Raw genomic sequence first — 18214 nt, 5'->3', positions numbered from 1 at the left:
TGGGGTTTCCCCATGTGAGAGTAGGTCATCGTCAAGATTGAATTCCAGAAACCCTCTTCGCTTACGCGTTGAGGGTTTTTGTTTGTCTGGTATCTGCAAAAAACCAACGTGAAAACACGTTTTCGTTTCTATGCATCATGCCTCTGCGTGGCTATGATGCGTGCCTTATTGCCAGGCGATTCCAAATGCTGACCTTGTTAAAGCTTCTTGCTGATGGTGCATTTCATTCCGGGCAGGTATTAGGCGATGCCCTCGGCATAAGTCGCAGTGCGGTCTGGAAGCAGCTACAGCAGCTTGAGGCGGACCTGGGCATAGATGTCCACAAGGTGCGCGGTCGTGGTTATAGACTCGCAACGCCCATTTCTCTTCTAAGTCCTGCTGACATCATGCAGTCAGGCTTTCCTGCCGGCTGGTCTGTACGTACTTACGACTCTATCGACTCAACCAATGCTGAGGCTGCGCGCCTGATTGCTCAAGGCGTTCCCATGCCTTTGTTGGTGGTGGCCGAGCAGCAGACCTCCGGAAGAGGGCGACGTGGTCGAAAGTGGATAAGTCCATTTGCTGAAAACCTGTATTACAGCCTGGTCCTGCGCATCGATGGCGGGATGCGTCAGTTGGAAGGCCTCAGCTTGTTGGTGGGGCTTGCGGTGATGAATGTGCTGCGTGATATGGGTGTCCAGGACGCAGGTCTTAAATGGCCCAATGACGTGCTCGTTGGCACGCAGAAGATCGCCGGTATTTTGCTCGAGCTGATTGGCGATCCGGCGGACGTGTGTCACGTGATCATCGGGATAGGGGTGAACGTAAACATGCGTTCCTCCAGCGAGGTCGATCAGCTGTGGACGTCGGTGAGGCTCGAAACAGGCGGGCTGGTTGATCGCAATCAGGTCGCTGCTCGTATAAGCACCCAGCTTGAGGCGCTCATGGCGGTTCATCGCAAGGAAGGCTTTGCAGCATTTCAGAAAGAGTGGGAGCGCGGGCATGTGTGGCAGGGTGCTGCGGTCAAGTTGCTCTCGGGGGTAGAGGTCGTGGAGGGACTGGTGTTGGGGGTTGACTCGCTTGGAGCGCTGCGGTTGGAAGTCAATGGTGTGGAAAAAAGCTTTAGCGGTGGTGAGCTGAGCCTGAGGTTGCGAGATGATTCTTGAACTCGATTGTGGCAACAGCTTCATCAAGTGGCGCATTACCACCAAGAGCGATGCAGCAGTGGTCAGCGTCGGCGTTGTGGACTCTGACGCAGCCTTGTTGGAGCACTTGCGTAATCTATCTGACACAACGTTCAGCGACTGCCGTCTGGTAAGTGTTCGCAGCGCCGAAGAAACGGCGCGTCTGGTTTCTGTGCTGACGAACGCGTTCTCCGTCACCCCCGTCTGCGCAGTGCCTGCCCGTGAGCTTGGAGGGGTGGTGAATGGCTATGACGATTTCGAGCGCCTTGGCCTGGATCGCTGGCTGGCTTTTGTAGGTGCATACCATCTCGTCAAGCGTGCATGCCTGGTGATTGATCTGGGTACCGCCGTGACATCTGATTTCGTCGATGCGGGCGGCGCACATCTTGGTGGTTTTATCTGTCCAGGGATGCCCTTGATGCGCAATCAGTTGCGCACCCATACCCGCCGCATCAGATATGACGACACCGAGGCCGAAAGGGCTTTGGTTCGTCTTGTCCCCGGGCGTGCAACCGCAGAAGCGGTAGAGCGCGGCTGCTCGCTGATGCTTCGTGGGTTCGCATTGACTCAGGTCGAAATAGCCCGTGGGTATTGGGGCGACGACTTTGCTATTTTTGTGACTGGCGGCGACGCTGCTCTGGTTGCGGATGTGCTCCCAGGGGCCCGTATCGTTCCTGATCTGGTCTTCGTGGGGCTGGCCCTGGCCTGCCCTTTGCGTTGAGGTCTTTATGCGTTGGTTATTTCTTCTGCTGTTGATGCTTAATGCCTTTTATTACATCTGGCATCAGCAGGAGGCTCCGATCAGGGCCAAAGAGTTCATGCCCCTGTCGTTGCACCGTACTACTCAGCAGGATATTCGTCTGCTCAGCGAGTCTGATGCCGGGCGGGTGTCCAGCGATCCCGGCGCCAGGTGTCTGTACGTCGGTGGCTTTGCCAGGCAAGAGGATGCGCGCCTGGTCGAGCAGCGATTGAACAGCCTTGATATCCAGTCTCAATTTCAGCCAATCCAGTCCAGTGGGGCTACCGCCTACTGGCTGAAAATCGCCCCGGAAAGTCGACGCCTTGTCGAAGCCGGCTTGATCAGTCAGCTGAGTCAGGATTTTCCGCAATTAAAAAATCAAATAATGTCGTGCGAGGGCATTGCAACTGCTGATTAGTTTACATAGAATGGCGCCCGCTTCGCAGTGAGGTGAAAGTCTCACGAACGAAGTGGTAGTAGTCAACGCATGTAACCTCAGGTTTTTACTGAGAAAAAGGTTGACAGAAGGGTGGCATGAGTTGAGAATGCTGCCTCGCTTAGGAGGGGTTCCCGAGCGGCCAAAGGGATCAGACTGTAAATCTGACGTCTACGACTTCGAAGGTTCGAATCCTTCCCCCTCCACCAGACTTAGCGCGAGCTGCAAGTTGTGCGGGTATAGTTTAGTGGTAGAACCTCAGCCTTCCAAGCTGATGATGCGGGTTCGATTCCCGCTACCCGCTCCAGGCTTGTGGTTCATGCGCAGTGTTTTGCTCTTGTAGCTCAGTTGGTAGAGCACACCCTTGGTAAGGGTGAGGTCAGCGGTTCAAATCCGCTCAAGAGCTCCATTGATAAAGGCAGATATGAAAATATCTGCCTTTGTTTTAGGCGGTTCCGCGCTGTGTGCGCCGCCTGAAGCTTGTTCGGGGTGTGTCGCCTGTTAGGTGCGATTCGAATAAGGTGTTGAAAAACTCTCGTCAGGTCCGCATAATGGTCGGCCTGATTTTGCTTTTAGGTCAGTAGCTCAATTGGCAGAGCGACGGTCTCCAAAACCGTAGGTTGGGGGTTCGATTCCCTCCTGACCTGCCAGATTCCCTAGATGTAATCTGGCTTTCTTTTCACAGGATCTCCGTAGATGAATCCCAAGGCTGAAGCATCAGACTCTCGCTTTGATATGCTGAAGTGGCTCCTGGTAGTCGTTTTGGTTGTCGTGGGTGTTGTCGGCAATCAGTATTATTCTGCTGAGCCGATCCTGTATCGCGTTCTCGCTCTCCTTGTGATTGCCGCAGCTGCTGCATTTGTAGCGCTGCAGACAGGCAAAGGTAAGGCCTTCTTCGTTTTGGCGAAAGAAGCCCGTGCCGAGATCCGTAAAGTCGTATGGCCTACTCGCCAAGAAACCACTCAAACCACGTTGATCGTTGTGGCTGTTGTGCTGGTTATGGCGTTGCTGTTGTGGGGGCTTGATTCCCTGCTCGGCTGGCTTGTTTCCTTGATAGTTGGCTAAGGGTGTCCCGTGGCTAAGCGTTGGTACGTAGTGCATGCTTACTCGGGTTACGAGAAGCATGTCATGCGCTCGTTGGTCGAGCGTGTGAAGCTGGCAGGCATGGAAGATGGCTTCGGCGAAATTCTGGTTCCCACTGAAGAAGTGGTTGAAATGCGTAATGGCCAGAAGCGCAAAAGCGAACGCAAGTTCTTCCCTGGTTATGTGCTTGTTCAGATGGACATGAATGAGGGTACTTGGCACTTGGTCAAGGATACCCCGCGTGTCATGGGCTTCATCGGCGGTACCGCTGACAAGCCTGCCCCCATCACTGATAAAGAGGCAGAAGCGATTCTGCGTCGCGTTGCTGACGGTAGCGACAAACCGAAGCCGAAAACGCTGTTCGAGCCAGGTGAGGTTGTTCGCGTCACCGACGGCCCGTTCGCCGATTTCAATGGCACGGTCGAAGAAGTTAACTACGAAAAGAGCCGGATTCAAGTGGCGGTGCTCATTTTCGGACGCTCTACTCCGGTAGAGCTGGAGTTCAGTCAGGTCGAAAAGGCATAACTGAGCTGGAATCCCATACCCCGCAGCCCAAGGCTGTGGGGTTTTTTCGTCACTGGGATATACGCGTAAGTAACCGGGGAGCCTTTATTGGCGCTTGAACCCGTAATTGGAGTGCCTCATGGCCAAGAAGATAACCGCATACATCAAGCTGCAAGTGAAAGCCGCTCAGGCTAACCCAAGCCCGCCAGTTGGTCCTGCTCTGGGTCAGCACGGTGTGAACATCATGGAATTCTGCAAAGCGTTCAACGCCCGTACTCAGGGTATTGAGCCAGGCTTGCCGACTCCAGTGATCATCACTGTATACAGCGACCGTAGCTTCACTTTCGAAACAAAAAGTACCCCTGCATCGGTTCTGTTGAAGAAAGCTGCAGGCTTGACCAGCGGCTCGGCTCGCCCGAACACCGTTAAAGTTGGCACCGTGACTCGTGCTCAGCTGGAAGATATCGCTAAAGCAAAAAATGCGGATCTGACTGCAGCTGACATGGAAGCGGCCGTGCGTACCATCGCCGGTTCCGCTCGTAGCATGGGCCTTAACGTGGAGGGTGTGTAATGGCTAAGCTGACCAAGCGTCAAAAGGCAATCGCCGAAAAAATCGAAGCTGGCAAGTCTTACAATTTTGTAGACGCCGCTGCGTTGCTCACCGAGCTGTCGACTGTCAAGTTCAGCGAGTCCATCGACGTCGCTGTCAACCTGGGTGTTGATCCTCGTAAATCCGACCAGGTCGTACGTAGCGCTACTGTACTGCCGCACGGTACTGGCAAGACTGTACGCGTTGCAGTATTCACCCAGGGTCCTGCTGCTGAAGCTGCTCTGGCTGCCGGTGCTGACCGCGTGGGTATGGACGATCTGGCCGCTGAAATGAAAGCTGGCGATCTGAACTACGACGTCGTTATCGCTTCCCCTGATGCAATGCGCGTTGTGGGTCAGCTGGGTCAGGTTCTCGGTCCTCGTGGTCTGATGCCTAACCCGAAAGTCGGCACCGTTACTCCTGACGTCGCTAACGCCGTCAAGAACGCCAAGGCTGGTCAGGTTCGTTATCGCACCGACAAAAACGGCATCATCCACACTTCCGTTGGCAAGGTCGGTTTCGACGCTGTCAAGCTGAAGGAAAACGTTGAAGCCCTGATCGCTGATCTGAAGCGTATCAAGCCTGCTTCTTCGAAAGGTATTTACGTCAAGCGCATCACCCTGAGCACCACTATGGGCCCAGGCCTGGTTATCGACCAGGGTTCGTTGGAAGCGTAAGACAAAACGGTACGGTGATCGATTGCCGTACCGTTTGAAAGATTGGGGTCCCTGCCTGGCGGGGGCTATCCAAGACCGTAGGCGACGCAAGTCTTAAACCTCAAGCCTACGCAGATGGTGCTCCCGGTTCCTTACCGAATCAGACACCAAAACGACATCTGGCTCCGGTCCGATGAAACGGTAACAAGCAGGAGTTAAACCCGTGGCAATTAAACTCGAAGACAAGAAGGCCATCGTCGCTGAAGTCAACGAGGCTGCCAAAGCTGGTCTGTCCGCTGTCGTGGCTGATGCCCGTGGTGTGACGGTTGGCGCAATGACCGGACTCCGTAAAGAGGCTCGTGAAGCTGGCGTTTACGTACGTGTTGTACGTAACACCCTGCTCAAGCGCGCTGTTGCTGACACTGAATTCAGTGTTCTCAACGACGTGTTCACCGGCCCGACCTTGATCGCGTTCTCCAACGAACATCCTGGCGCTGCTGCCCGTCTGTTCAAGGAATTCGCTAAAGGTCAGGACAAGTTCGAGATCAAGGCAGCTGCGTTCGAGGGCAAGTTCCTCGCAGCTAATCAGATCGATGTACTGGCAAGCCTGCCGACCCGTAACGAAGCAATTTCTCAGCTGATGAGCGTGATTCAAGGCGCTACCAGCAAGTTGGCTCGTACTCTGGCGGCTGTTCGCGACCAAAAAGAAGCAGCTGCAGCCTAAGGCTGAGTCAGATCTTTTCGCGTATTTTTGTTTATTTTGATGGTCGCGTAGGCCGTCCCCCAATTCAGGAAATTGAGTCATGTCCATCTCTCAAGACGATATCCTTAACGCCGTATCTGAAATGTCCGTTCTGCAGGTTGTAGAGCTGATCAAGGCGTTCGAAGAGAAGTTTGGCGTCACCGCTGCTGCCGGCTCTGCTGGTCCAGCTGTTGCTGCTGCTGTTGTTGAAGAACAAACTGAATTCAACGTCATGCTGCTGGAAGCTGGCGAGAAGAAAGTTAACGTGATCAAGGCAGTACGTGAACTGACCGGTCTGGGCCTGAAAGAAGCCAAGGCAGTCGTTGACGGCGCCCCGGCAATGGTTCTGGAAGCTGTTGCCAAAGACGCAGCTGACAAAGCCAAAGCTACTCTGGAAGAAGCAGGCGCTAAAGTCGAGCTGAAATAAGCATCGATTTTGAGTGTCCAGCCCACGCGTTTAGCGAAAGGCTGATGGCTGGTGGCTTTTGCCACCGGCCTTTTTCCGTTATAGACGATTGGCGCTGTCAACGTCTGTAACGTGTGGTATCCACCGATGGCGGTGGCGCAAACCAAGGGGTTTGCAAGATTTTCTGGCTGCTTCCGTCGGGAGGGAGCCAAACAAGCAGGTGACCAAGCTGGGGAACGCTGATGGCTTACTCATATACTGAGAAAAAACGTATCCGCAAGGACTTTAGCAAGTTGCCGGACGTAATGGATGTGCCGTATCTCTTGGCCATCCAGCTGGATTCGTATCGCGAATTCCTGCAGGCGGGAGCGACCAAAGATCAGTTCCGCGACGTCGGTCTGCATGCAGCCTTCAAATCCGTTTTCCCGATCATCAGCTACTCCGGCAATGCTGCGCTGGAGTATGTAGGTTATCGCTTGGGCGAACCGGCATTTGATGTCAAGGAATGCGTGCTGCGCGGTGTGACTTACGCAGTACCTCTGCGAGTCAAGGTCCGTCTGATCATTTTCGACAAAGAATCGTCGAACAAAGCGATCAAGGACATCAAAGAGCAAGAAGTCTACATGGGTGAAATCCCCCTGATGACTGAGAACGGTACCTTTGTAATCAACGGCACCGAGCGCGTTATCGTGTCTCAGCTTCACCGTTCGCCTGGCGTATTCTTCGACCACGACCGTGGCAAGACGCACAGCTCCGGTAAGCTGCTGTACTCCGCTCGTATCATTCCTTACCGCGGTTCGTGGCTGGACTTCGAGTTCGATCCGAAAGACTGCGTATTCGTCCGTATCGACCGTCGTCGCAAGCTACCTGCGTCCGTACTTCTGCGCGCTCTGGGTTACACCACCGAGCAAGTGCTCGATGCGTTCTACACCACCAACGTATTCCATGTGCGCGGTGAAAACCTGAGCCTGGAACTGGTGCCTCAGCGCCTGCGTGGTGAAATTGCCGTTCTGGACATCCTGGACGACAAGGGCAAGGTCATTGTCGAGCAGGGTCGTCGTATCACTGCCCGTCACATCAACCAGCTGGAAAAGGCCGGGATCAAAGAGCTGGAAGTGCCTCTGGACTACGTCCTGGGTCGCACTACAGCCAAGGTCATCGTGCATCCGGCAACCGGTGAGATCATTGCCGAGTGCAACACCGAGCTGAACACTGAAATCCTGGCCAAGATCGCCAAGGCTCAGGTTGTTCGTATCGAAACGTTGTACACCAACGACATCGATTGTGGTCCGTTCGTCTCCGACACACTGAAGATCGACTCCACCAGCAACCAACTGGAAGCGCTGGTCGAGATCTATCGCATGATGCGTCCTGGCGAGCCGCCAACCAAGGATGCCGCTGAAACACTGTTCAACAACCTGTTCTTCAGCCCTGAGCGTTATGACCTGTCCGCTGTAGGTCGTATGAAGTTCAACCGTCGTATCGGTCGTACCGAAATCGAAGGTTCGGGCGTGCTGTGCAAGGAAGACATCGTAGCGGTCCTCAAGACCCTCGTTGATATCCGTAACGGCAAAGGCATCGTCGATGACATCGACCACCTCGGTAACCGTCGCGTTCGTTGCGTAGGCGAGATGGCCGAGAACCAGTTCCGTGTTGGTCTGGTCCGTGTCGAGCGCGCTGTCAAAGAGCGTCTGTCCATGGCAGAAAGCGAAGGCCTGATGCCTCAGGACCTGATCAACGCCAAACCTGTTGCGGCGGCGGTCAAGGAGTTCTTCGGTTCCAGCCAGCTTTCCCAGTTCATGGACCAGAACAACCCGCTGTCCGAGATCACGCACAAGCGTCGTGTTTCCGCACTCGGCCCTGGCGGTCTGACGCGTGAGCGCGCCGGCTTTGAAGTTCGAGACGTTCACCCGACTCACTACGGCCGTGTGTGCCCGATCGAGACGCCTGAAGGTCCGAACATCGGTCTGATCAACTCCCTGGCGGCCTATGCCCGCACCAACCAGTACGGCTTCCTCGAGAGCCCGTACCGTGTGGTCAAGGAAGGTCTGGTCACCGAAGAGATCGTGTTCCTTTCAGCGATCGAAGAAGCGGACCACGTCATTGCCCAGGCTTCGGCCGCAATGAACGACAAGCAAGAGCTGATCGACGAACTGGTTGCTGTGCGTCACTTGAACGAATTCACCGTCAAGGCGCCAGCCGATGTCACCCTGATGGACGTTTCGCCCAAGCAGGTTGTCTCGGTAGCTGCATCGCTGATTCCGTTCCTCGAGCACGATGACGCCAACCGTGCGTTGATGGGTTCGAACATGCAGCGTCAGGCTGTTCCTACTCTGCGCGCCGACAAGCCGCTGGTAGGTACTGGCATGGAGCGCAACGTTGCTCGCGACTCCGGCGTTTGCGTCGTGGCTCGTCGCGGTGGTGTGATCGACTCGGTTGACGCCAGCCGTATCGTTGTTCGCGTTGCCGATGATGAAGTTGAAACAGGTGAGGCGGGTGTAGACATCTACAACCTGACCAAATACACCCGTTCGAACCAGAACACCTGCATCAACCAGCGTCCGCTGGTCAGCAAGGGTGACCGTGTTCAGCGTAGCGACATCATGGCCGACGGCCCGTCCACCGATATGGGTGAACTGGCGCTGGGTCAGAACATGCGCATCGCGTTCATGGCCTGGAACGGTTTCAACTTCGAAGACTCCATCTGTCTTTCTGAGCGTGTTGTTCAGGAAGACCGTTTCACCACGATCCACATTCAGGAACTGACCTGTGTGGCGCGTGATACCAAGCTTGGGCCAGAGGAAATCACAGCTGACATCCCTAACGTGGGTGAAGCGGCTCTGAACAAGCTGGACGAAGCGGGTATCGTTTATGTAGGTGCCGAAGTCGGCGCCGGCGACATCCTGGTCGGTAAGGTCACTCCGAAAGGCGAGACCCAGCTGACTCCGGAAGAAAAACTGTTGCGCGCGATCTTCGGTGAGAAGGCCAGCGACGTTAAAGACACCTCCCTGCGCGTACCAACCGGTACCAAAGGTACTGTCATTGACGTTCAGGTCTTCACCCGTGATGGTGTCGAGCGTGATGCGCGTGCCCTGTCCATCGAGAAGTCGCAACTCGACGAGATCCGCAAGGATCTGAACGAAGAGTTCCGTATTGTCGAAGGCGCTACTTTCGAACGTCTGCGCTCTGCGCTGGTGGGTCGTGTAGCTGAAGGCGGCGCTGGCCTCAAGAAGGGCCAGGAAATCACCAACGAAGTGCTCGATGGTCTTGAGCATGGTCAGTGGTTCAAGCTGCGCATGGCTGAAGATGCTCTCAACGAGCAGCTCGAAAAAGCTCAGGCTTACATCGTTGATCGTCGCCGTCTTCTGGATGACAAGTTCGAAGACAAGAAACGCAAACTGCAGCAGGGCGATGACCTGGCTCCAGGCGTTCTGAAAATCGTCAAGGTCTACCTGGCAATCCGTCGCCGCATCCAGCCGGGCGACAAGATGGCCGGTCGTCACGGTAACAAGGGTGTGGTCTCTGTGATCATGCCGGTTGAAGACATGCCGCACGATGCCAATGGCACGCCGGTTGATATCGTCCTCAACCCGCTGGGCGTACCTTCGCGTATGAACGTTGGTCAGATTCTCGAAACCCACCTGGGCCTCGCGGCCAAAGGTCTGGGCGAGAAGATCAACCGCATGCTCGAAGAGCAGCGTAAAGTTGCTGAGCTGCGCAAGTTCCTCAACGAGATCTATAACGAAATCGGCGGTCGTCAGGAATCTCTGGAAGACCTCACCGACAACGAGATTCTGGACCTCGCGAAGAACCTGCGTAACGGCGTACCGATGGCTACCCCGGTTTTCGACGGTGCCAAGGAAAGCGAAATCAAGGCAATGCTCAAGCTGGCAGATATGCCGGAAAGCGGCCAGATGCAGCTGTTCGACGGTCGTACCGGCAACAAGTTTGAACGTGCTGTAACGGTTGGCTACATGTACATGCTGAAGCTGAACCACTTGGTGGACGACAAGATGCACGCGCGTTCCACTGGTTCGTACAGCCTGGTTACCCAGCAGCCGCTGGGTGGTAAGGCACAGTTCGGTGGTCAGCGTTTCGGGGAGATGGAAGTGTGGGCGCTGGAAGCATACGGCGCGGCGTACACTCTGCAGGAAATGCTCACAGTGAAGTCGGACGATGTGAACGGTCGTACCAAGATGTACAAAAACATCGTGGACGGCGATCACCGTATGGAGCCGGGCATGCCCGAGTCTTTCAACGTGTTGATCAAAGAAATCCGTTCGCTCGGTATCGATATCGATCTGGAAACCGAATAACACGTGACGCGAATCGGGGGCAGGGCGGTATTGCCTGCTCCCTGCTCCGCCAGGAGGAAAAGCCTTGAAAGACCTACTGAATTTGCTGAAAAACCAGGGTCAAGTCGAAGAGTTCGACGCAATCCGTATCGGACTTGCATCGCCTGAGATGATCCGCTCTTGGTCGTTCGGTGAAGTTAAAAAGCCGGAAACCATCAACTACCGTACGTTCAAGCCTGAGCGTGACGGTCTGTTCTGCGCCAAGATCTTTGGCCCGGTAAAAGATTACGAGTGCCTGTGCGGTAAGTACAAGCGCCTGAAGCACCGCGGTGTCATCTGCGAAAAGTGCGGTGTTGAAGTAGCACTGGCCAAGGTTCGTCGCGAGCGCATGGCTCACATCGAACTGGCTTCGCCGGTTGCCCACATCTGGTTCCTGAAATCGCTGCCGTCCCGTATCGGTTTGCTGATGGACATGACCCTGCGTGATATCGAACGTGTTCTCTACTTCGAGAGCTATGTCGTTATCGATCCAGGCATGACCACCCTTGAAAAAGGTCAGCTGCTGAACGACGAGCAGTACTTCGAAGCGCTCGAAGAGTTCGGTGACGACTTCGACGCCCGCATGGGTGCCGAGGCTGTCCGCGAGCTGCTGCACGCTATTGATCTGGAGCACGAAATTGGCCGTCTGCGTGAAGAAATTCCGCAAACCAATTCCGAGACCAAAATCAAGAAGCTGTCCAAGCGTCTGAAATTGATGGAAGCCTTCCAGGGTTCCGGCAACCTTCCTGAGTGGATGGTGCTGACCGTTCTGCCGGTTCTGCCGCCAGATCTGCGTCCTCTGGTTCCGCTTGACGGTGGCCGTTTCGCGACGTCCGACCTCAACGATCTGTATCGTCGAGTGATCAACCGTAACAACCGTCTGAAGCGCCTGCTGGATCTGTCCGCTCCCGATATCATCGTGCGCAACGAAAAGCGCATGCTGCAGGAAGCGGTCGATGCACTGCTCGACAACGGTCGTCGCGGTCGCGCGATCACGGGTTCGAACAAGCGTCCTCTGAAATCCCTGGCTGACATGATCAAGGGTAAGCAGGGTCGTTTCCGTCAGAACTTGCTCGGTAAGCGTGTTGACTACTCGGGTCGTTCGGTAATTACCGTAGGTCCGACTCTGCGTCTGCACCAGTGCGGTCTGCCGAAGAAGATGGCTCTCGAGCTGTTCAAGCCGTTCATTTTCGGCAAGCTGGAAATGCGTGGCCTGGCTACGACCATCAAAGCTGCCAAGAAGATGGTCGAGCGCGAGCTGCCAGAGGTCTGGGACGTTCTCGCTGAGGTGATTCGCGAACACCCGGTGCTTCTGAACCGTGCGCCGACACTTCACCGTCTGGGCATCCAGGCGTTTGAACCGGTACTGATCGAAGGTAAGGCCATTCAGCTGCACCCATTGGTTTGTGCTGCGTACAACGCCGACTTCGACGGTGACCAGATGGCCGTTCACGTGCCTCTGACGCTGGAAGCTCAGCTCGAAGCGCGCGCGCTGATGATGTCGACCAACAACATTCTGTCGCCAGCCAACGGTGAGCCAATCATCGTTCCTTCGCAGGACGTTGTACTGGGTCTGTACTACATGACTCGCGAAGCGATCAACGCCAAGGGCGAAGGTCGTGTATTTGCGGACCTGCAGGAAGTCGACCGCGTATTCCGCGCCGGCGAAGCGGCTCTGCACGCCAAGGTCAAGGTGCGTATCCACGAAACGGTCAACGACCGTGATGGTGGCAGCGTCAAGAACACCCGTATCGTCGACACCACTGTCGGCCGTGCGCTGCTGTTCCAGGTGGTTCCGGCCGGCCTGTCCTACGACGTCGTCAACCAGCCAATGAAGAAGAAAGCGATCTCCAAGCTGATCAACCAGTGCTATCGCGTGGTCGGCCTGAAAGAGACCGTTATTTTCGCTGACCAGTTGATGTACACCGGTTTTGCCTACTCGACCATTTCGGGTGTTTCCATCGGCGTTAACGACTTCGTTATCCCTGATGAAAAAGCTCGCATCATCGACGCGGCCACCGAAGAAGTTAAAGAGATCGAAAGTCAGTACGCCTCCGGCCTGGTAACCCAGGGCGAGAAGTACAACAAGGTAATCGACCTTTGGTCCAAGGCGAACGACGAAGTCTCGAAAGCGATGATGTCGAACCTGTCCAAAGAACGCGTTATCGACCGTCACGGCGTCGAAGTTGATCAGGAATCCTTCAACTCGATGTACATGATGGCTGACTCCGGGGCGCGTGGTTCTGCTGCCCAGATCCGTCAGCTGGCCGGTATGCGTGGTCTGATGGCCAAGCCTGACGGCTCCATCATCGAAACGCCGATCACTGCGAACTTCCGTGAAGGTTTGAGCGTACTTCAGTACTTCATCTCTACTCACGGTGCTCGTAAGGGTCTTGCGGATACCGCGTTGAAAACCGCTAACTCCGGTTATCTGACACGCCGTCTGGTAGACGTCGCTCAGGATCTGGTGGTTACCGAGGTTGATTGCGGTACCGAGCACGGTCTGCTGATGACTCCGCACATTGAAGGCGGTGACGTTGTAGAGCCGCTGGGTGAGCGCGTATTGGGTCGAGTCATTGCCCGTGACGTATTCAAGCCGGGCACGGAAGATGTCATCGTCCCTGCTGGCACGCTGGTAGACGAGAAGTGGGTCGAGTTCATCGAGCTGAACAGCATCGACGAAGTAATCGTTCGTTCGCCAATCAGCTGTGAAACCCGCTATGGCATCTGCGCCAAGTGCTACGGTCGCGACCTGGCACGCGGTCACCAGGTCAACATCGGTGAAGCTGTCGGCGTAATCGCTGCACAGTCGATCGGTGAGCCGGGTACCCAGCTGACAATGCGTACGTTCCACATCGGTGGTGCGGCAAGCCGGACCTCGGCAGCCGATAGCGTTCAGGTGAAGAATGGCGGTACTGTCCGCCTGCACAACCTGAAGCACGTCGAGCGTGTTGACGGTCACCTGGTTGCGGTATCCCGCTCCGGTGAACTGGCAATCGCAGATGACTTCGGTCGTGAGCGTGAGCGTTACAAGCTGCCATACGGTGCAGTGATTTCGGTGAAGGAAGGCGACAAGGTCGACGCTGGCTCTATCGTGGCCAAGTGGGATCCGCACACTCACCCAATCGTCACCGAGATGAAAGGTACTGTTACCTACGTAGGCATGGAAGAAGGCATCACGATCAAGCGTCAGACAGACGAATTGACCGGTATGACCAACATTGAAGTGCTCGACGCCAAAGATCGCCCGGCTGCCGGCAAGGACATCCGTCCTGCTGTGAAGATGGTTGGTCTGGATGGCAAGGATCTGCTGCTGCCAGGTACTGACGTACCGGCCCAGTACTTCCTGCCGGCTAACGCCCTTGTTGGTGTTGCTGACGGTGCGCAGATCGCGATCGGTGATGTTATCGCTCGTATTCCGCAGGAAACGTCGAAGACTCGTGACATCACCGGTGGTTTGCCGCGTGTTGCCGACCTGTTCGAAGCGCGTCGTCCGAAAGAGGCGTCGATCCTTGCAGAAGTCAGCGGTACCATCGCATTCGGTAAAGAGACCAAAGGCAAGCGCCGTCTGGTCATCACCCCGAACGACGGTAGCGATCCGTACGAGGAGCTGATTCCGAAGTGGCGTCACCTGAACGTCTTCGAAGGCGAGCAAGTGAACCGCGGCGAAGTTATCTCCGACGGCCCGAGCGATCCACACGACATCCTGCGTCTGCTGGGTGTGAGTGCGCTGGCCAAGTACATCGTCAACGAGATTCAGGACGTATACCGTCTGCAAGGCGTGAAGATCAACGACAAGCACATCGAGACGATTCTGCGTCAGATGCTGCGTAAGGTTGAAATTGCCGAGTCTGGCGATTCCAGTTTCATCAAGGGCGACCAGATGGAGCTGACTCACGTACTGGTAGAAAACGAGCGTCTGAGCACGGAAGACAAGTTTGTTTCCAAGTTCACTCGCGTGTTGCTGGGTATCACCAAGGCATCGCTGTCTACCGAGTCGTTCATCTCCGCGGCCTCCTTCCAGGAGACAACCCGCGTACTGACCGAAGCGGCTGTGACCGGCAAGCGCGATTACCTGCGCGGCCTGAAGGAAAACGTGGTCGTGGGTCGTCTGATCCCGGCCGGTACCGGTCTGGCTTATCACAGCGAGCGCAAGCGTCGTCGTGAAATGGACAAACCGACCCGTGTCAGCGCGAGCGAAGTAGAAGCGGCTCTGACGGAAGCGTTGAACTCCAGCGGTAATTGAGACCAGAGCCTCGGCATTTTTCACCTGGCAGACAGCACGTTTTCGTGTTGTTTGCCCGGTGAGGACGTCGGGGCTTTGTCTTGACTGGGGGCGGGATCCTCTTTAGACTCTTGTACCCCTAAATTTGGCGGGGCCTGTGCCCTGTCATTTGCTTTTCTTGTAAGACAATAGCGTCGCAAGACAACAGTGGAGCTAGTAGATGGCAACTATCAACCAGCTGGTACGTCAGCCGCGTAAGCGTATCGTCGAGAAATCCGACGTACCTGCGCTGCAGAACTGCCCGCAACGTCGCGGTGTGTGCACTCGTGTGTATACCACCACGCCGAAAAAACCTAACTCGGCATTGCGTAAAGTCTGCCGTGTGCGCCTGACCAACGGTTTCGAGGTTTCCTCGTACATCGGTGGTGAAGGTCACAACCTGCAAGAACACAGCGTGGTACTGATCCGTGGCGGTCGTGTAAAAGACTTGCCAGGTGTTCGTTACCACACCGTTCGTGGTTCTCTGGATACTTCCGGCGTTAAAGGTCGTAACCAGGGTCGCTCGAAATACGGTACCAAGAAGCCTAAGTAGTCTTTGGCCTCTGTTTGAAATTGCAGATTTCTATTTTTCTGAGTCGATAAGAGTAAGGTCGGGCGCATTCCTAACTGGATGGTGGTCCCGAGCTAACCTGAAGACCGTTTGAGGGCTTATCCATGCCAAGAAGACGCGTAGCAGCCAAGCGCGATGTGCTTGACGATCCAAAATACGGTAGCCAGATTCTGGCCAAGTTCATGAACCACGTGATGGAAAGCGGCAAGAAAGCCGTTGCCGAGCGTATCGTTTATGGCGCGCTGGAAAAGGTTAAAGAACGCAAGAACAGCGATCCCCTGGAAATCTTCGAGAAAGCTCTCGACGCCATCGCTCCGCTGGTCGAAGTAAAGTCGCGCCGTGTAGGCGGTGCTACTTACCAGGTTCCTGTTGAAGTTCGTCCGTCCCGTCGTAATGCTCTGGCAATGCGCTGGCTGGTAGACTTCGCGCGCAAGCGCGGTGAGAAGTCTATGGCTCTGCGTTTGGCCGGCGAACTGATGGACGCCGCCGAAGGTAAAGGTGCTGCAGTCAAGAAGCGTGAAGACGTGCACCGTATGGCTGAAGCCAACAAGGCTTTCTCGCACTACCGCTTCTAATTTCAGCGTCACTAATTTTGCGAGGGCTTTATGGCTCGTACTACTCCGATTGGCCGCTACCGTAACATTGGTATCGTCGCTCACGTGGATGCTGGTAAAACCACCACCACCGAGCGCGTCCTTTTTTACACCGGCAAAAGCCACAAAATGGGCGAGGTGCATGATGGCGCCGCGACCACGGACTGGATGGTTCAGGAGCAGGAGCGTGGTATTACCATTACTTCTGCTGCTATTACTGCCTTCTGGCAGGGTTCCGAGAAGCAACACAAAGACCAATACCGCTTCAACGTCATTGACACCCCGGGCCACGTAGACTTCACCATTGAAGTTGAACGTTCCCTGCGTGTACTCGACGGCGCGGTCGTTGTGTTCTGTGGCACTTCTGGCGTAGAGCCGCAGTCCGAAACCGTATGGCGTCAAGCCAACAAGTACGGTGTTCCGCGTATCGTTTACGTGAACAAGATGGACCGTGCTGGTGCGAACTTTCTGCGCGTAATTGCTCAGATCAAGCAGCGCCTGGGTCACACCCCGGTGCCGATCCAGCTGGCCATTGGTGCCGAAGACAACTTCCAGGGTCAGATCGATCTGATGTCCATGGAGGCGGTCTACTGGAATGATGCCGACAAGGGCATGGTTCCAGTTCGCAAGCCCATCCCTGCTGAATTGCAGGAACTGGCTGACGAATGGCGCAGTAACATGGTTGAGGCTGCTGCTGAAGCCAACGAAGAGCTGATGAACAAGTACCTCGAAGGTGAAGAACTCACCAACAAGGAAATCAAGGATGCTCTGCGTCAGCGTACTATCGCTGGTGAGATCGTTCTTGCTGTTTGCGGTTCTTCCTTCAAGAACAAGGGTGTTCCCCTGGTTCTCGATGCCGTGATCGATTACCTGCCTGCTCCAACTGACATTCCAGCTATCAAGGGTTCCGATCCTGATAACGAAGAAGTTCTGATGGAGCGTCATGCAGACGACAACGAGCCGTTCTCGGCTCTGGCGTTCAAGATCGCTACCGACCCATTCGTGGGTACCTTGACATTCGTCCGCGTTTACTCGGGCGTGTTGGCATCCGGCGACGGCGTGATCAACTCGGTCAAGGGCAAGAAAGAGCGTGTGGGTCGTATGGTGCAGATGCACGCAAACGCCCGTGAAGAAATCAAGGAAGTACGCGCTGGTGACATCGCGGCCTTGATCGGCATGAAGGACGTCACCACTGGTGAAACCTTGTGCAACGCTGACAAGCCAATCATCCTGGTTCGTATGGACTTCCCGGAGCCGGTTATTTCGGTTGCCGTTGAGCCAAAGACCAAGGATGACCAGGAAAAAATGGGTATCGCACTGGGCAAGCTTGCTCAGGAAGACCCGTCTTTCCGCGTCAAAACTGATGAAGAGACTGGTCAAACGATCATCTCGGGCATGGGCGAGCTCCACCTGGACATCCTGGTTGACCGGATGCGCCGTGAGTTCAACGTCGAAGCCAACATCGGCAAGCCTCAGGTTTCCTATCGTGAGCGCATCACGAAGAATTGTGAAATCGAAGGCAAGTTCGTTCGTCAATCCGGCGGTCGTGGCCAGTTCGGTCATTGCTGGATCCGTTTTGCACCTGCTGACGAAGGTCAGGAAGGTCTGCAATTCGTAAACGAAGTGGTAGGTGGTGTTGTTCCCAAGGAATACATCCCGGCTATCCAGAAGGGTATCGAAGAGCAGATGAAGAACGGCGTTGTTGCCGGTTATCCGCTGATCGGCCTGAAGGCTACCGTGTTTGATGGTTCCTACCATGACGTCGACTCGAACGAGATGGCGTTTAAGGTGGCTGCTTCCATGGCGACCAAGCAACTGGCCCAGAAGGGCGGTGGTGAGCTGCTTGAGCCGATCATGGCAGTAGAGGTTGTTACGCCTGAAGACTATATGGGTGACGTGATGGGCGACCTTAACCGCCGTCGCGGCATGATTCTGGGTATGGAAGATACGGTTTCCGGCAAGGTAATTCGTGCCGAGGTTCCGTTGGGTGAGATGTTCGGTTATGCGACCGACGTTCGCTCCATGTCTCAGGGTCGCGCAAGCTACTCTATGGAATTCAAAAAATACAATACAGCTCCGTCGCACATCGTCGAAACTGTAACCAAAAAACAAGGCTGATTCAGCGCCTTTAGGC

14 protein-coding genes and 4 tRNA genes are annotated in these 18214 nt (G+C 55.3%); all 18 read left to right on the top strand.

All coding sequences use genetic code 11. From position 1 onward, the window contains the following. Positions 1–185 precede the first annotated feature (185 nt). Positions 186–1145 (top strand): bifunctional biotin--[acetyl-CoA-carboxylase] ligase/biotin operon repressor BirA, encoded by a 960-nt coding sequence (gene birA / locus KBY08_RS14045; protein WP_225651163.1) that lies wholly within the window; start codon positions 186–188, stop codon positions 1143–1145. Beyond that, on the top strand, positions 1135–1884 hold the full coding sequence (locus KBY08_RS14040; RefSeq protein ID WP_003400448.1) for a pantothenate kinase: 750 nt from the start codon (positions 1135–1137) through the stop codon (positions 1882–1884). Before birA ends, KBY08_RS14040 begins: the two co-directional genes overlap by 11 nt. Before the next feature lie 7 nt (positions 1885–1891). Then, positions 1892–2320, top strand: coding sequence for a hypothetical protein (locus tag KBY08_RS14035; protein WP_003400446.1), 429 nt, complete (start codon positions 1892–1894; stop codon positions 2318–2320). 142 nt (positions 2321–2462) lie between these two features. Beyond that, positions 2463–2547, top strand: a tRNA-Tyr gene (locus KBY08_RS14030). A 24-nt stretch (positions 2548–2571) separates the two neighbouring features. Further along, positions 2572–2645, top strand: a tRNA-Gly gene (locus tag KBY08_RS14025). A gap of 26 nt (positions 2646–2671) precedes the next feature. After that, positions 2672–2747, top strand: a tRNA-Thr gene (locus KBY08_RS14020). Positions 2748–2912: 165 nt separating this feature from the next. Beyond that, positions 2913–2988, top strand: a tRNA-Trp gene (locus tag KBY08_RS14015). A 46-nt stretch (positions 2989–3034) separates the two neighbouring features. Next, the gene (secE, locus tag KBY08_RS14010) at positions 3035–3403 is read left to right on the top strand and encodes a preprotein translocase subunit SecE (protein WP_002555502.1); all 369 of its coding nucleotides are present in this window, start codon (positions 3035–3037) and stop codon (positions 3401–3403) included. A gap of 9 nt (positions 3404–3412) precedes the next feature. Next, complete coding sequence (gene nusG / locus KBY08_RS14005) at positions 3413–3946, top strand: transcription termination/antitermination protein NusG (protein WP_003317113.1); 534 nt, start codon at positions 3413–3415, stop codon at positions 3944–3946. A 118-nt stretch (positions 3947–4064) separates the two neighbouring features. Continuing rightward, positions 4065–4496 carry a 50S ribosomal protein L11 gene (gene rplK / locus KBY08_RS14000; RefSeq protein ID WP_002555500.1) on the top strand — a complete coding sequence of 144 codons (432 nt, stop codon included), beginning with the start codon at positions 4065–4067 and terminating at the stop codon, positions 4494–4496. Further along, a complete protein-coding gene (gene rplA / locus KBY08_RS13995) occupies positions 4496–5191 on the top strand; it encodes a 50S ribosomal protein L1 (RefSeq protein ID WP_003400443.1) in 696 nt (231 codons plus the stop codon). Before rplK ends, rplA begins: the two co-directional genes overlap by 1 nt. Positions 5192–5393: 202 nt before the next feature. Then, a complete protein-coding gene (rplJ, locus tag KBY08_RS13990) occupies positions 5394–5894 on the top strand; it encodes a 50S ribosomal protein L10 (protein ID WP_002555498.1) in 501 nt (166 codons plus the stop codon). 79 nt (positions 5895–5973) lie between these two features. Further along, on the top strand, positions 5974–6339 hold the full coding sequence (gene rplL, locus KBY08_RS13985) for a 50S ribosomal protein L7/L12 (RefSeq protein WP_003400441.1): 366 nt from the start codon (positions 5974–5976) through the stop codon (positions 6337–6339). A gap of 221 nt (positions 6340–6560) precedes the next feature. Then, the gene (rpoB, locus tag KBY08_RS13980) at positions 6561–10634 is read left to right on the top strand and encodes a DNA-directed RNA polymerase subunit beta (RefSeq protein ID WP_003317110.1); all 4074 of its coding nucleotides are present in this window, start codon (positions 6561–6563) and stop codon (positions 10632–10634) included. Positions 10635–10698: 64 nt separating this feature from the next. Then, on the top strand, positions 10699–14898 hold the full coding sequence (gene rpoC / locus KBY08_RS13975; protein WP_003431814.1) for a DNA-directed RNA polymerase subunit beta': 4200 nt from the start codon (positions 10699–10701) through the stop codon (positions 14896–14898). A 199-nt stretch (positions 14899–15097) separates the two neighbouring features. After that, complete coding sequence (rpsL, locus tag KBY08_RS13970; RefSeq protein WP_002555494.1) at positions 15098–15469, top strand: 30S ribosomal protein S12; 372 nt, start codon at positions 15098–15100, stop codon at positions 15467–15469. Positions 15470–15591: 122 nt separating this feature from the next. Beyond that, positions 15592–16062: a 30S ribosomal protein S7 gene (rpsG, locus tag KBY08_RS13965; RefSeq protein ID WP_003400433.1), complete on the top strand. Its 471-nt coding sequence runs from the start codon at positions 15592–15594 to the stop codon at positions 16060–16062. 30 nt (positions 16063–16092) lie between these two features. After that, entirely contained in the window at positions 16093–18198 is a 2106-nt protein-coding gene (gene fusA, locus KBY08_RS13960; RefSeq protein ID WP_003400432.1) for an elongation factor G, read from the top strand. Positions 18199–18214: the final 16 nt, after the last annotated feature.

It is taken from the genome of Pseudomonas sp. P135 (assembly GCF_020312125.1).
Lineage (GTDB): Bacteria > Pseudomonadota > Gammaproteobacteria > Pseudomonadales > Pseudomonadaceae > Aquipseudomonas > Aquipseudomonas fragariae.
This window is presented reverse-complemented; position numbering and strand designations above follow the sequence as displayed.